We start from the raw sequence: 13491 nt of genomic DNA on the forward strand, positions 1-13491 counted from the left end.
ACTGTTCTTGATTGGTGCGCGCCGAGAGCTGAACTCGCGGCGCGGAGAGGCCAGAGGCTTGCCGGCGCTGGAGTTCGCCGGCGAGGAGTAGCGTCCGCAATGCGCGTCGACCCTATGGGCGAAGCCGACAGCGGGCTCCACAATCGCGGCGACGTCGAGAGCGGCGAACCGGCCCGAGACGCCAAAGCGGCAGGAGGTAGAAGAACATGCGCGAGCCTGTTGCGAAACGGCGTCCCTTGATCGATTTAGAGGAATTTGAACGACGCTTGCGCCAACCGAAGGCGGTTGAGCGGCATGGCGATGATCCGCTTGTCGAGCTCGCGCGCCTTTCCGGCGGGCGGGAAGACCCATTCAAATCCGTGTTCGAGCCGCCGCCACATCAGGGGGAGAAGCTCTGGGACCAGGGTGAATTCCCGGACCTTCATTCTCGAGAGGCTCATCTGCAGGACGCCCATTTTCACGACCAGCATTTTCAGGACGCCGACCCGCAGGACTCGCATCTGAGGGGGCATTTCGACCTGCATGATGCGCAGGCGAGCGATGATTTCGCGGCGATAGAAGCGGGCTTGCTCGGGGCGCGCCGCCAGGATCCTCAGTCGATTTTCTCGGAGCGCGACACGCTCGACGCCTTCAGCCAGAAGGATTTCAATGAGACGCATTGGGCGGACGAGGGCCGCCAAGGCGCGCATGGGCGCGACGGCGGCGACGACGAAATCCGCTCCAAAAAGCCGCTTTATCTCATGGCGGGCATTATCGTCGTCGGCATCGTCGGCATCGGCGCCAGTTTCGCGTTCAAAGGCAGCGTCTCCGGTCCACGGGAAATCGCGACCATCCGAGCGGCGGACGGGCCGGTGAAGATTCAGCCTGAGGCCAACGCGACCGCTGACGCCCCGGCTCAGGATGCGTCCATCCTGAACAGAAATTCGCAACCGATGCCGGTTTCTCTCGCGAATAACGTCGAGCAGCCGGTTGATCTTTCGAAGGCCGATAAGGATCCATATGGCGCGAATGCGGGCGGGCGGGGGCGCTCCGACGACGGAGCGATGGTTGGGGCGGCCAGCGTGCCGGTTCCGCCGCCGCCGGAGCCGACTCAACCGCGGGCTCAGGCGCAACGTGAGCCGCTCAGCATAACCAGCTTGATCGAGCCCAAAAAGGTTAGAACCGTCTCCGTCCGGCCCGACCTAACGATTTTGCCAAATGACAAGCCGCCGCCATCTGCGGTAGCGCGCGCGCCGCAGGCAGACCAACGCGCCGCAGGGGACGCAAGCCGAGTCGCAACGCCCAAGTCCACCGCCCGCGTCGCCACGACGCCCAAACCTGCTGCGGCCGCCGAATCGGGCCAGCGAGCGTCGAGCGCCGGGGCGAATGCAGCACCGGTCCAAGTGGCCGAGGCCACCCCAGGAGCCGCGCCGTCCAAGGCGGCTCAGACGGCGGCCGCTGGAGCCTTTGCGGTGCAATTGGCGGCGCCCGAATCAGAGCAAGAAGCGCGCGATATCCAGACTCGTCTGATGAAGAAGCTCGGCAGTCAATTGGCGGGATTCCATCCGGCGATTCGCAAGGCGGCTGTCGGGGCCAAGACCGTCTATCGCGTCCGCGTCCCGAACTTGTCGCATGAAGAAGCCGTGGCGCTCTGCCAAAAGATCCAGGGTGGTGGCGGCGCCTGCTTCGTCGCCAAGAATTGAAGCGATCGCCGGAGCGCACGGCCGCGTGGCTTCGACTTAGCGACAAGCTTGTGGAAAGGCGGGTGGAGCGCGCGAGCCGTGTTGCGACGCCCGCGTGAACCCGTCAAAGTCTCGACGCCGGGAGTTTTTCCGGCGGGGAGCACGTCCGTTGGACTCAGAGTTCGAGCAAAATATCGATCAAGGGAGGGCCGACGCCTCCTTTGTAGTCGATGTCGAAGGCTTCGAAGGGCCTTTGGACCTTCTGCTCGATCTCGCGCGGCGACAGAAGGTCGATCTTCAGAAAATTTCGGTTCTGGCCCTAGCCGAGCAATATCTCGAATTCGTCGAGGCCGCCCGCAGCCTTCGGCTCGAACTCGCCGCCGATTATCTCGTCATGGCGGCTTGGCTGGCTTATCTGAAATCTCGCCTGCTTTTACCGCGCGTTGAAAAAGGTTCGGAGCCTCCGGCGGAAGAGCTCGCCGAAGCCTTGCAGATGCGGCTGCGTCGGCTCGAAGCGATCCGCGCCGCCGCCGATGCGCTGATGAACCGGCCTCGCCTCGGGCGCGACGTCTTCGCGCGCGGGCGGCCGGAATCGATTGATGAACCAGCCGCGCCGCTATGGCGGGCGAGCATTTTCGATCTTCTGACGGCCTATGCGCAGCGGCGCCAGAAACATGCTTTGACGCGTGTGACAGTCAGGCAACGCTTCGTTTGGTCGCTCGCTCAGGCGCGTGGCGAAATGGAGAAACTGGCCGGCATGGCCCTGGATTGGACCGCGCTCGATCAATTTCTTTTGGACTATTGCGCGACGCCCGAGATTCGCAGGACGGTGCGGGCGTCCACTCTGTCGGCTTCACTCGAAATGGCGCGCGAGGGCGTCATTCTGATCCGTCAAGACGAGGCCTTCGCGCCGCTTTGGGTCAAACGTAAAGGGCCGGCTTCAGAACAGTATCCGGCCGCTGTCGGCGACTAAAAGAGGGGAACCATGGTGGCGGAAATCGCCAGACTTTTTCCAAGCGGCCAAGGCGAGGCCCTTGCTCTCGTCGCGCCTAAAGAGCGCGACGCGGCTTTGGCTGAAGCTATTCGGATTGCCGAGGCGCTTTTGTTCGCAGCTTCGGAGCCGCTCTCGGAGGGAGACATCGAGAAGCGCATGCCACGCGGCGTGTCCGTGTCAGCCGCTCTTGTGGAACTGCAAGCGGATTACAGCGCTCGCGGCGTGAACCTCGCGCGCGTCGGCGGCAAATGGATGTTTCGCACGGCGGCGGATCTCGCTTGGCTCCTAGCGGCAGGCGAGGGCGAGCCGAAGAAACTCTCTCGGGCCGCGCTCGAGACGCTGGCGATCGTCGCCTATCATCAGCCGGTGACGCGGGCCGAGATCGAGGATATTCGCGGCGTCGCCATTTCAAAAGGGACGCTCGACGTTCTGCTCGAGACTGGTTGGGTTCGTCTGCGCGGCAGACGGCGCGCGCCGGGCAGACCAATCACCTATGGCACGACCCAGGGCTTTCTCGTCCAATTCGGGCTCGACGCCATCACCGATCTTCCGGGGCTCGAGGAACTGAAAGGGGCGGGGCTTTTCGACGGTCGTCTGCCGACGGATTTGCGCATTCCTCAACCATCGGATGCTGAGGAGCTCGCGGCGGACGAGGATCCGCTGACCGACGAGCCGGCCGATGCTCCAGCCGCTGCGCTTTCGACGACGTTGGAGGCCTCCGAGGCGGCCGCGCCAGCTGACGATGCTGCGCTTTCGTCAGACGAGGATCAGCCCTCGGATGGGTGACGATCCCGCAATCAGATGAAATCCGGCTTGATCGAAGGCTTGCGCTCCATCCAACCAGGGACGGGGAGGCCTTTCGAGCGCAGAAATTCGGGATTGAAGAGTTTCGATTGATAGCGCGCGCCGGAATCGCAGAGCATAGTCACGATCGTATGTCCTGGTCCGAGGTCCTTGGCGAGGCGGATCGCGCCGGCGACATTAACCCCGGACGAGCCGCCCAGTAGAAGCCCTTCGTGCTCGGAGAGATCGAAGACGATCGGCAGCGCCTCCTCGTCTGTGATCTGGTAGGCGACGTCGATCGGCGCATCCTCGAGATTGGCGGTGATCCGACCTTGGCCTATGCCTTCGGTGATCGAGGAGCCGGATGATTTAAATTCGCCTGTCGTGTAATAGGAAAAGAGCGCCGCGCCCAAAGGATCGGAAATGGCGATCTTGACGTTGGCGTTCTTGGCCTTGAGCGCCATGGCGACGCCGGCGAGCGTCCCGCCCGTGCCAACGGCGCAGGTGAAGCCGTCGACCTTGCCTTCCGTTTGGGCCCAGATCTCCGGACCGGTGGTGTCCAGATGACCTTGGCGATTGGCGACATTGTCGAATTGATTAGCCCAGATCGCGCCTGAAGGCTCTTCCTTGGAAAGCCTTTCAGCGAGCCGGCCGGATAGCTTCACGTAATTATTGGGATTGGAATAGGGAACGGCGGGCACTTCGATCAGTTCGGCCCCTTGTAGGCGTAGCAGGTCCTTTTTTTCTTGGCTCTGCGTGTCCGGAATGACGATCACGGTCCTATAGCCGAGCGCATTTGCGACAAGCGCGAGACCGATTCCGGTATTTCCGGCGGTGCCTTCGACGATCAGCCCGCCCGGCTTCAAGGCGCCGCGCTTGACCGCATCCTGAATAATGGCGAGAGCGGCGCGATCCTTCACCGACCCGCCCGGATTCATGAATTCAGCCTTGCCTAGTATGTTGCAGCCGGTGGCCTCGGAGGCATGCCTCAGCTTGACGAGAGGCGTATTGCCGATCGCGTCGATCACATTTGCCGCATAGCTCATGAAAGGAAGTCCTGTAATTTTATCGAAATACTGTAAAGCGGACCTGTGCGCCCTGTCGAGCTATCAAGCCCCATGCCAAGCAAGCGGCGCAAGGGTAGAAAGCTTGACGAAAACGCAAAATCCGGAGTGCTTATGCTCCGGATCCGCTTGGCCGCTTATTCCCGCGGAATCGCTAAATCATAACAAGCGCGGGCGCGTGCGCTTGGCTTTTTATAGGCTGCGTGGCTCCCGATAGAGCAGGCGGCCGACGAGGCCTGCGATCACCGCCCCGCCAATGGGGGCGGCCCAGAAAAACCAAAGCTGCTTGATATAGGCTGCGCCTGCGAAGAGTGCGGGCCCGGTGCTGCGCGCGGGATTGACCGACGTGTTGGTGACCGGGATCGAGATGAGATGGATGAGGGTGAGGGCGAGGCCGATGGCGATCCCGGCGAATCCGGCTGGCGCATTCGGCGACGTCGCGCCCAAAATGACGATCAAGAAGAAGAAGGTCAAAATCGGTTCGATGACGGCGGCGGACAGGAGCGTGTAATGTCCGGGGCTCAACTCGCCATAGCCATTCGAGGCGAACCCGCCGAGGACGAAACCAGGATGGCCTTGCGCGATGATCTTGAGAACCGCCGCCGCTGCGACCGCGCCGATGACTTGGACTACGACATAAGGCAAGACCTCCAAGGTCGAGAAGCGCCCGGCGGTCCAAAGCCCAACGGTGACAGCCGGATTGAAATGTCCCCCTGAAATATGGCCGACGGCATAGATCCCCGTCAGCACTGTGAGGCCGAAAGCGAAGGCGACGCCCATGAAGCCAATGCCTAATTCTGGGTAGGCGGCCGAGAGGACCGCGGCGCCGCAGCCGCCGAAAGTAAGCCAGAAGGTACCGAGAAATTCCGCGCTCGTGCGCCTCAAAAGACCCATTGCCGCCGCCTCCCCAAAAGCCATAATGAAATTCTTGGCGATCCCACCCAGCGATCGCCTCTCTACAGCCCGCCGAAATGCGGCCCGCAGAATTCCGCTTGTCAGTCTAATGACGGCTGAAAACGAAGCAGCCCGACATCGCCGCGCGAAGCTTAGAAAATGATGTGCATCCTCAATTCTGACGCCAGGCCTAAGGTTCCCACATTTCGGATTTAATTGGCCTTTCGAGCCGCGCTCGAAGCTCGGACCGAGGCCATCGGAAAATGTTGCTCAGGGCAGGCGAATGATGCGGCAGCGCTCGCCGGCCTCGGCCGCCGGCGCGTGTGGCGCGCGAATGAGGAGGCATTGCGCCCGCGCGAGAACTCCAAGAAGCGAAGAATCCTGCGCCTTGAACGGCGTCGCAGTCGGCAATCCATCGGGGGATGCGCTCAGAGCCGCCCGGAGATAATCCTCACGGCCGTCGTTCTCACCAATGGCTTCGCCCAGCGCCGCGGGTTCACTTGGATCATCCGCCGCGGTCGGATCGCCAGATAAGGCACGCACAAGCGGCGAAAGGAAAAGCAACCCGGCCACAATGGTCGAGACGGGATTGCCCGGTAAGCCAAGAATCGCCATGCCGCCGAGCCGGCCGTGGATCAAAGGCTTTCCCGGCCGCATGGCGATGCGCCAGAAACCGAACTCCATGCCCTCCTTGGCGAGAGCCGGCCTGACAAGATCATGATCGCCGACCGATGCGCCGCCCAGGGTCACAAGAACGTCCGCGCCGGCGTCGCGCGCGGCCTGGATTTTGGCCTCGAGCGCGGCGAGCGCATCCGCCGCGATCCCGAGGTCAATTGGCTCGCCGCCAGCTGCTTCCACGAGGGCCGCGACCGCAAAAGAATTTGAGGCGACAATCTGATCCGGACCGATGGCCCCACCCGGAGCGACGAGTTCGTCTCCGGTCGCGAGAATGCCGACCCGGGGGCGGCGAGCGACCTTGATTTCGGCATGGTTCATCGCGGCGGCTAGCGCCATTTCCGACGGTCCGAGGCGCGTTCCGCGCCGAAGCAGGGTTTCTCCGGCGGTAAAGTCGAGGCCTTTCGCACGAATGAAGCGGCCGGCGCCGACGTTGCGCAACGGCTCGATCACGCCGTCCTCCGCCTTTGCGTCCTCTTGCATGAGGATCGCGTCGGCCCCGTCCGGCAAAGGCGCGCCAGTGAAGATCCGCACCGTCTCGCCCGCCCCGAGTCGGCCCGAAAAACCATGGCCGGCCGCGCTTTCCCCGATCTGGCGCAGCTTGGTCGGCAATACTGCAAGATCGACGGCGCGCACGGCGTAGCCGTCCATGGCGGACACCGCTTTGGACGGCTGAGTGCGCGTCGCGGCCAGATCTTCCGCCAAGGTGCGGCCATAAGCGCGCGCCAACGGAACGAGCTCGGTCGGGCGATCCGGAGAGACGCCGGCCAGGATGCGCGCGCGCGCCTCGGCCACCGAGATCGCCGCCGAGACGTTCATTGCGGCGAAACCTCCGCGCGGACCCAATCTCCCGACTTTCCTCCCGACTTTTGCGTGAGCCCAATCGCCTCGATCCGCATGCCGCGGTCGGCGGCCTTCAACATGTCATAGATGGTCAGGCAAGCGATCGAGACGGCGGTCAGAGCCTCCATCTCTACGCCGGTCGGACCCGAGACCTTGGCGAGGGCGCGAACATGAAAGCCGGGCAGTGAGGCGTCGGGCGTGAAATCGACCGCCACTTTCGTCAAAGCGAGCGGGTGGCAGAGCGGGATGAGCTCATGGGTCTTCTTTGCCGCCATGATTCCGGCAATCCGCGCGGTGGCCAAGACGTCGCCTTTTTTGGCGTCGCCGGAGAGGGCGAGCTCGAGCGTCTCCGCCCGCATGACGATCCGACCTTCGGCGATGGCGACGCGTTCGGTCGCGGGCTTGCCAGAAACATCGACCATATTGGCTTCGCCCTCGGGCGAAAGATGCGTGAGCCTAGTCATGGGATGCTTATCGCCGCAATTGCATCGCGCGAAGACGCGCGCCGTCAGGTCCGGCCATGTTCACGCCTGTCCGCCGCATGCTCGGCCTGCGGCAAAGGCCCGATCAGGAGATCGCGGGTCGCCGCCGTCACATCCTTTTGACGCATCAAGGCCTCACCGACAAGAAATGTCGATATTCCATGAGCTTGCAAGCGTATGCAATCCTGATGCGTGAAGATACCGCTTTCGCCGACGATGATCCGGTCAGACGGAATTTTTTCCGCGAGCCTCTCGCAAACCTCGATCGACGTCTTGAACGTATGCAGATCGCGATTATTGACGCCGACGAGTTTTGTCTCCAGCCGCAACGCGCGGGCGAGCTCGACCTCTTCATGGATCTCGACAAGAATATCCATGGCAAGATCATGCGCGGCGCGGGTGAGTGCGCTCGCTTGCTCGTCGCTGACGCAGGCCATGATGATCAAGATGCAGTCCGCGCCGTTGGCGCGCGCTTCATAAACTTGATAAGGATCGAACAGGAAATCCTTACGCAGGCAAGGTAAATGCGTGGCGCGACGCGCCGTTTCAAGATCCCCCAGATCGCCCTGAAACGAGGGCCCGTCGGTCAGCACCGAAAGACAAGCCGCGCCGCCGGCCTCATAGGCGCGGGCGAGCCCGGGGGGATCGAAATCGGCGCGAATCAATCCTTTCGAGGGGCTGGCTTTCTTGATCTCGGCGATCAGCGCCAGATGCCCCGTCTCGTGCTTGGTCTCGATGGCCTTGAGGAAGCCGCGCGGCGGATCATGATCATGCGCCTTGCGCTCCAAGGTCTCAAAGGGCATCCGCACTTTCGCCGCAGCGATTTCACGGCGCTTATAGGCCTCGATCGTTTTCAAGATGTCGGTCATGAGCTCACCTTGTCGCGCTGGCCTGAGGAAACGAATGCGTCGGGACGCGTTGCGGAGCGGTTGGAGACTTTCACGAGCTTGGCGAGCGTGTCGGCGGCGGCGCCTCGATCGATGGCTTCGGACGCCAGGGCCGCGCCCTCTCGGAGGTCGACGGCTTTTTCGGCGACCACCAGCGCGGCCGCCGCGTTTAGGACCGCAATGTCCCGATAGGGCGTCCTTGCTCCGTCCAGCACCGACTTGAGCGCCGCTGCATTGGTCGCGGGATCGCCGCCGATGAGATCGGACAATGACGCGCGCGGCAGCCCGGCCGCTTCGGGCGTGATCTCGAAAGAGCGGATCGCGCCGCCCTCGAGAGCGGTGACGAAGCTCGGACCGGTGGTGGTCGCCTCATCGAGCCCGTCGGTCCCATGGATGAGCCAAACCCTCTCCGACCCAAGGCGACGCAGGACCTGCGCCAGCGGCTCGAGCCAGCGCGCCGCAAAAACGCCGAGGAGTTGCCGCTTGACGCCGGCCGGATTGGCGAGCGGACCGAGCAGGTTGAAAATCGTCCGCGCGCCGAGTTCGGCTCGCGCCGGCGCGACATGGCGCATGGCGGCGTGATGCGTCTGCGCCATCATGAAGCCGATGCCAGCCTCGGCGACGCAGGCGGCAACCTCTTCAGGCGGAAGTCCGGTTCGGACGCCCAGCGCCGAGAGCACGTCGCTCGCGCCCGAGCGCGAGGAAGCGGCCCGATTGCCGTGCTTCGCCACTGGCACGCCGCATGCTGCGACGATCAGGGAAGCCAAGGTCGAGACATTGTAAGTGCCGTGGCCGTCGCCGCCGGTCCCGACAATGTCGATCGCGCCAGTCGGCGCCTCGACCGCCAGCATTTTCGCGCGCATCGCCATGACCGCGCCGGAGATTTCCTCGACGGTTTCGCCGCGCACGCGCAAGGCCAGAAGAAAGCCGCCGAGCTGCGCCGGGGTGACCTCGCCCGAAAAAATATGATGAAACGCCGCCTCCGCCTCGCTCTCGGTCAGGCTCGAGCCTGTCGCGACCTTGGCGATCAGCGGCTTGAACGCGTCCATATCAAAGCCTCAATGTCCGGCCCGCCTTTGGGTCTTGTTCCATTGCGCCGCCAAATCGAGAAAATTCTGAAAGATCCGCAACCCGTGCTCGGAAGCAATGCTTTCGGGATGAAATTGCACGCCATGGGCGGGATAGCGCCGATGCGACAGGCCCATCACCAAGCCGTCGGTCTCCGCCGTGACGCCCAAGTCATCCGGCAAGGTCTCCGCTTTCACAACCAATGAATGATATCGCACGGCTTGGAAAGGGCCGTTGATGCCACGAAAAACCGCTTCGCCCTGATGGGAGATCGACGCCATCTTGCCATGGACGGGAGTCGGCGCTCGGACAACTTCGCCGCCATAGGCTTCCCCTAGGGCCTGATGACCGAGGCAGACGCCGAATATTGGAATCGTCGCGCCGGCCGCCTTGATGAGATCGAGACAGATCCCGGCGTCGCTCGGCCGACACGGACCTGGAGAAAGGACGATGGCGTCGGGTGAGTCCGCAAGGATCTCGGCGACGGTCGTCTTGTCATTGCGATGCACAGCGACTTCCGCGCCGAGCGACCCGAGGCCATGCACGAGATTCCAGGTGAAACTGTCGTAATTATCGATGAGCGTGATCGCGGTCATGGATGAACTGTCCCCGGGACGGCTGTTTTGGGCCGCTCCGGCACTGAGGTCAAGGCGGGTGCCCGGCAGATGCTGGGACTAAGCGGTTTGTGCTTGTTTCAGCAAAACGAAACGAGCAAATCTAAATGCAGCTGCTTTCGGTGATTCCGACATTGAAGGATCGAGGATTATGGCGATCCAATCGCCTGCGTCGATGTCCTACCCGAGGTCGTTTAGGGAACGATACTCAAAGATAGGTAACCGCAGATGGGGGTTCTCGCAGGCCTATTGGGATGCCTTTTCGGTGTCCTCGGAATTCTGACTTGGGGACTAGTGTTTATTCCGCTGGCGGCGATATGCGCCGTCATAGGTCTCGCCCTAGGTATCATCGGGAAGAATGCGGCGGGCATCGGAACATCCCTATTGGCTGGAGTGCTCAGCGCGATAGGAGTCGTCACCTCTCCGGCTCTATTAATTGTAATCGGCGGCGTACTGGTTGCACTCAGTGGCGCGCTAGATTCTTCTCATTCCAATCAATCGACGACCCGCGCAGACACGGCGATGCAAGTAACATCCACTCCCGCTGGAGAGCTTTTAATTCCTGTCCCATCCCGACACGGGAAAGAATCCGAAAATAGAAGCAATTTGCCCAGTCGACCAGCACTCAAAAATACGGACGCAAAAGACAGCGGCAAGCCATTAGTCGAAGGTCATATTGTGCAGCATAGCAAGGTCATTGAGCCCGTAATCGCGCCTTGGAAAATCGAAGGCTATACATCCGTAGCAGAATGCCACGAAGCTTTCGATCGCGCGTTGGCAACCTTCTACACCTGCACAAAAGAAGAAGTTCGGGCTTGGAGCAAAGAACATCCGGGGGCATGTTTACGCTTGTGGTTCCGCGATGGCAGCACAATTGGAGCCTTATGTCCTTAATTGAATTGATTTTTTTAAGCTCTCTATCGCGTTTGTGGAGAAACTCTTCGGACTTGAATAGAAGTTTCTTAGTAACCACAGCCTGTGCGCCGCGGCGCTAGAATTCCGCTTATTGCGCGCGCTTGCTCGCTGTCGCGGAACGCACTGCCCCTCGCGCTTCCAAAACCCGCTCCGCCGCTGCAACATATCCCTCGCGCCTTTCCGCGATCGCGTGGACAGGAGAGGGGCGATGGTCATTCGGCGGACGCGAGCGGCCGTAGACGATCCCGTCGTCCTGTCTGTAGCTCGCAATTATGTTGATCAGGCTTCGCCGGACGCCGGCGCGGTTCGGCGGCGCGATCGAGCCCATGTCGGCAATCAAGGCATGCGCCAAATCCGGCGCCGCATGCAGCGTATTCTCGCTGAAGCGGATGATGGCGCCGCCCGGCGCCGCGACAATTCCAAGATCCGCGAATTTACGTTGGAAATCCGTGGGCGACGCAGCTCTTTGCGCGCGGTTGATGCGCTTGCCCAAGACCTCCGGCGCGTAGAATTCGGTGCCCAGGGCTTCCGGATCTCCGTCTTCGCCGGAGTCGATGGCGGTCGCGACATAAATCACCATCTTCCCTTCCGTCGCATGGCGATGAATGCGATCGAACAGAAGATGCTGTCCATGTTCATAGCTCATGCGAAAGAACTGGAGGCTCACCTGGCATTGCCATGCGGCGGACGTGCCGGCATGGCTGTAGAGATCGTCGAGGATGAGTTTTGTCGTCGGCAAAAGCCAAGCGATATTGCTCGGAACGCAGACGACGTCGCTCTCCTGCGCCTTGATTTCGAAGGCCCCGATATCGCAATCGTCGCCGATCGTAAAATCCGACAAATTGGGCACAAAACCGACAATCTCTGGAAAGTCTCGGTCCCTGTCCAAGAAATCCCGCGCGGACAGGCTCGGCGCTCCGTCGGTCGCGGAGAAAATGTCCGGATAGACGACCAAGCCATCCTTTGAGAGCGTGGAATAGTCGAGCTTCATTGGCGACGGCCTTAGGCCGCGCCGCTCCGCCAGGACCGACGTCGGCTCAGAAAAAATGATCCGAGCCGCTTAGCAAGAATTTGGCCTCTACTTCCTTCATTGTCCCCGTTTCGACCGCGTCGCGAAGCGCACCGCCTCTTCGGCTGCCCGAAACAAGGCTTGGGCCTTGTTGACGCATTCGCGCTGCTCATAGGCCGGGTCTGAATCATAGACGACGCCGGCGCCCGCCTGGACATGCATGACGCCGTCCTTGACGACGGAGGTGCGCAGAATAATGCAGGTGTCCATTTCGCCGGACGCGCCGAAATAGCCGATGCAGCCGCCATAGACGCCGCGCTTGTCCGTCTCCAGCTCGTCAATGATCTCCATCGCGCGGACTTTCGGCGCCCCGGACACCGTGCCAGCCGGAAAGCCGGCGCAAAGCGCGTCGATCACGTCATGCGCGGGATCGAGCGCGCCCTCGACGTTCGAGACGATGTGCATGACATGGCTATAGCGCTCGACCACGAATTGGTCGGTCACCTCGACGCTGCCGATCTTGGCGACGCGGCCGACGTCATTGCGGCCAAGATCGAGCAGCATCAAATGCTCGGCGCGCTCTTTTTCGTCGGCGAGTAGATCCGCGGCCAGGCGCTCGTCTTCCTCTTTCGTCTTGCCGCGCCAGCGCGTGCCGGCGATAGGGCGGATGGTCACCTTGCCGTCGCGCGCGCGGACGAGAATTTCCGGGCTCGAGCAAACGATCTGGAACGGCCCGAAGTCGAGATAGCAGAGGAAGGGCGAGGGATTGACCCGCCGCAGCGCTCGGTAGAGCGAAAAGGCGGGCAGGGCGAAAGGCGCCGAGAAGCGCTGGGAGAGAACAACCTGAAAAATATCGCCGGCGCGGATATAGTCTTTCGCGCGCTCGACCATCTCATGGAAGCGCTTTTCGTCGGTGTTCGAGCGCGGCTCGCCGGCGGCGAGATAGGGGTCGGCGCAAACGGCATCGTGCGCAAGCGGCCCTTCGAGCGTGGCGACCACGGCGTCGATCCGCTCGAGCGCCCGGTCATAGGCTGCGCGAAACGGAGCGCCGGCCTCCGGCCGCAGGGGCGTGACGACGAAAATTTCTTCCTTCACCGCGTCGAAGACGACCATGACCGTCGGGCGGATCAGCATCGCGTCCGGCGTCCCAATTGGGTCCGGCTTGGCGGGGCCGAGCCGCTCCATCTGGCGGACCATATCATAGCCGAGATAGCCGAAGACGCCGGCGGCCATTGGCGGCAAGTCCTCGGGCTCTTCGATGCGGGATTCGGCGATGAGGGCGCGCAGCGAGATGAGGGGAGGTTCCCCGCAAGACTCGAAAGCATGCGGTTCGACGAGGGCGCGGCGATTGATCTCCGCCTTGCCGCCGAAGACACGCCAGACGAGATCGGGATCGAGGCCGATCATGGAATAGCGGCCGCGCATCGCGCCGCCTTCGACCGATTCGAGCAAAAAGGCGCGACCGGGTCGGCTCGCCGAAAGCTTCAAAAAGGCGGAAACGGGGGTCTCGAGATCGGCGATGAGGCGCGCGAAGACAAGGCGCGGACGGCCGGATTCATAGCTCTTGGCGCAGGCCTCGATGGAAGGTTCGAACATCTGATC

General features: G+C 62.2%; 13 protein-coding genes. 4 read left to right on the forward strand and 9 right to left on the reverse strand.

Features of this window, described 5'->3' with window-relative positions:
• Nucleotides 1-206 precede the first annotated feature (206 nt).
• The 3 genes from METAC_RS0105715 (at nt 207) to scpB (ending at nt 3441) form a co-directional block, all read left to right on the forward strand.
• A complete protein-coding gene (locus tag METAC_RS0105715; RefSeq protein ID WP_084143468.1) occupies nt 207-1682 on the forward strand; it encodes an SPOR domain-containing protein in 1476 nt (491 codons plus the stop codon).
• A 148-nt stretch (nt 1683-1830) separates the two neighbouring features.
• Complete coding sequence (locus tag METAC_RS0105720; RefSeq protein WP_026606280.1) at nt 1831-2634, forward strand: segregation and condensation protein A; 804 nt, start codon at nt 1831-1833, stop codon at nt 2632-2634.
• Between the two features lie 12 nt (nt 2635-2646).
• A complete protein-coding gene (gene scpB / locus METAC_RS22520) occupies nt 2647-3441 on the forward strand; it encodes an SMC-Scp complex subunit ScpB (RefSeq protein WP_051335408.1) in 795 nt (264 codons plus the stop codon).
• 11 nt (nt 3442-3452) lie between these two features.
• Here the strand turns inward: scpB and METAC_RS0105730 are convergent, their stop codons facing one another.
• The 7 genes from METAC_RS0105730 to METAC_RS0105760 all read right to left on the reverse strand — a co-directional run bounded on the left by METAC_RS0105730 (nt 3453) and on the right by METAC_RS0105760 (nt 9947).
• Nucleotides 3453-4484 carry a cysteine synthase A gene (locus METAC_RS0105730; RefSeq protein WP_026606281.1) on the reverse strand — a complete coding sequence of 344 codons (1032 nt, stop codon included), beginning with the start codon at nt 4482-4484 and terminating at the stop codon, nt 3453-3455.
• A gap of 210 nt (nt 4485-4694) precedes the next feature.
• Nucleotides 4695-5396: an aquaporin Z gene (gene aqpZ, locus METAC_RS0105735; RefSeq protein WP_026606282.1), complete on the reverse strand. Its 702-nt coding sequence runs from the start codon at nt 5394-5396 to the stop codon at nt 4695-4697.
• Nucleotides 5397-5666: 270 nt separating this feature from the next.
• Nucleotides 5667-6890, reverse strand: a complete 1224-nt coding sequence (locus METAC_RS0105740) for a molybdopterin molybdotransferase MoeA (protein ID WP_026606283.1) — start codon at nt 6888-6890, stop codon at nt 5667-5669.
• Nucleotides 6887-7378 carry a cyclic pyranopterin monophosphate synthase MoaC gene (gene moaC, locus METAC_RS0105745; RefSeq protein WP_026606284.1) on the reverse strand — a complete coding sequence of 164 codons (492 nt, stop codon included), beginning with the start codon at nt 7376-7378 and terminating at the stop codon, nt 6887-6889. The genes METAC_RS0105740 and moaC overlap by 4 nt, the downstream gene beginning before the upstream one ends.
• Before the next feature lie 44 nt (nt 7379-7422).
• Nucleotides 7423-8265 (reverse strand): indole-3-glycerol phosphate synthase TrpC, encoded by an 843-nt coding sequence (gene trpC, locus METAC_RS0105750; protein WP_026606285.1) that lies wholly within the window; start codon nt 8263-8265, stop codon nt 7423-7425.
• Entirely contained in the window at nt 8262-9332 is a 1071-nt protein-coding gene (gene trpD, locus METAC_RS22525) for an anthranilate phosphoribosyltransferase (RefSeq protein ID WP_051335409.1), read from the reverse strand. The genes trpC and trpD overlap by 4 nt, the downstream gene beginning before the upstream one ends.
• Nucleotides 9333-9341: 9 nt before the next feature.
• Nucleotides 9342-9947 (reverse strand): anthranilate synthase component II, encoded by a 606-nt coding sequence (locus tag METAC_RS0105760; RefSeq protein ID WP_026606286.1) that lies wholly within the window; start codon nt 9945-9947, stop codon nt 9342-9344.
• A 312-nt stretch (nt 9948-10259) separates the two neighbouring features.
• On the opposite strand from METAC_RS0105760, the gene METAC_RS26735 reads away from it, so the two are divergent.
• On the forward strand, nt 10260-10859 hold the full coding sequence (locus METAC_RS26735; protein ID WP_198017173.1) for a hypothetical protein: 600 nt from the start codon (nt 10260-10262) through the stop codon (nt 10857-10859).
• A 109-nt stretch (nt 10860-10968) separates the two neighbouring features.
• Here the strand turns inward: METAC_RS26735 and METAC_RS22530 are convergent, their stop codons facing one another.
• Together METAC_RS22530 and trpE are read right to left on the reverse strand one after the other, a co-directional pair.
• A complete protein-coding gene (locus METAC_RS22530; protein WP_051335410.1) occupies nt 10969-11871 on the reverse strand; it encodes a hypothetical protein in 903 nt (300 codons plus the stop codon).
• 96 nt (nt 11872-11967) lie between these two features.
• Entirely contained in the window at nt 11968-13485 is a 1518-nt protein-coding gene (gene trpE / locus METAC_RS0105775) for an anthranilate synthase component I (protein WP_026606287.1), read from the reverse strand.
• Between the last annotated feature and the right edge of the window lie 6 nt (nt 13486-13491).

Origin of the sequence: Methylocapsa acidiphila B2 (assembly GCF_000427445.1) — a bacterium.
In the GTDB taxonomy this organism is placed as follows: domain Bacteria; phylum Pseudomonadota; class Alphaproteobacteria; order Rhizobiales; family Beijerinckiaceae; genus Methylocapsa; species Methylocapsa acidiphila.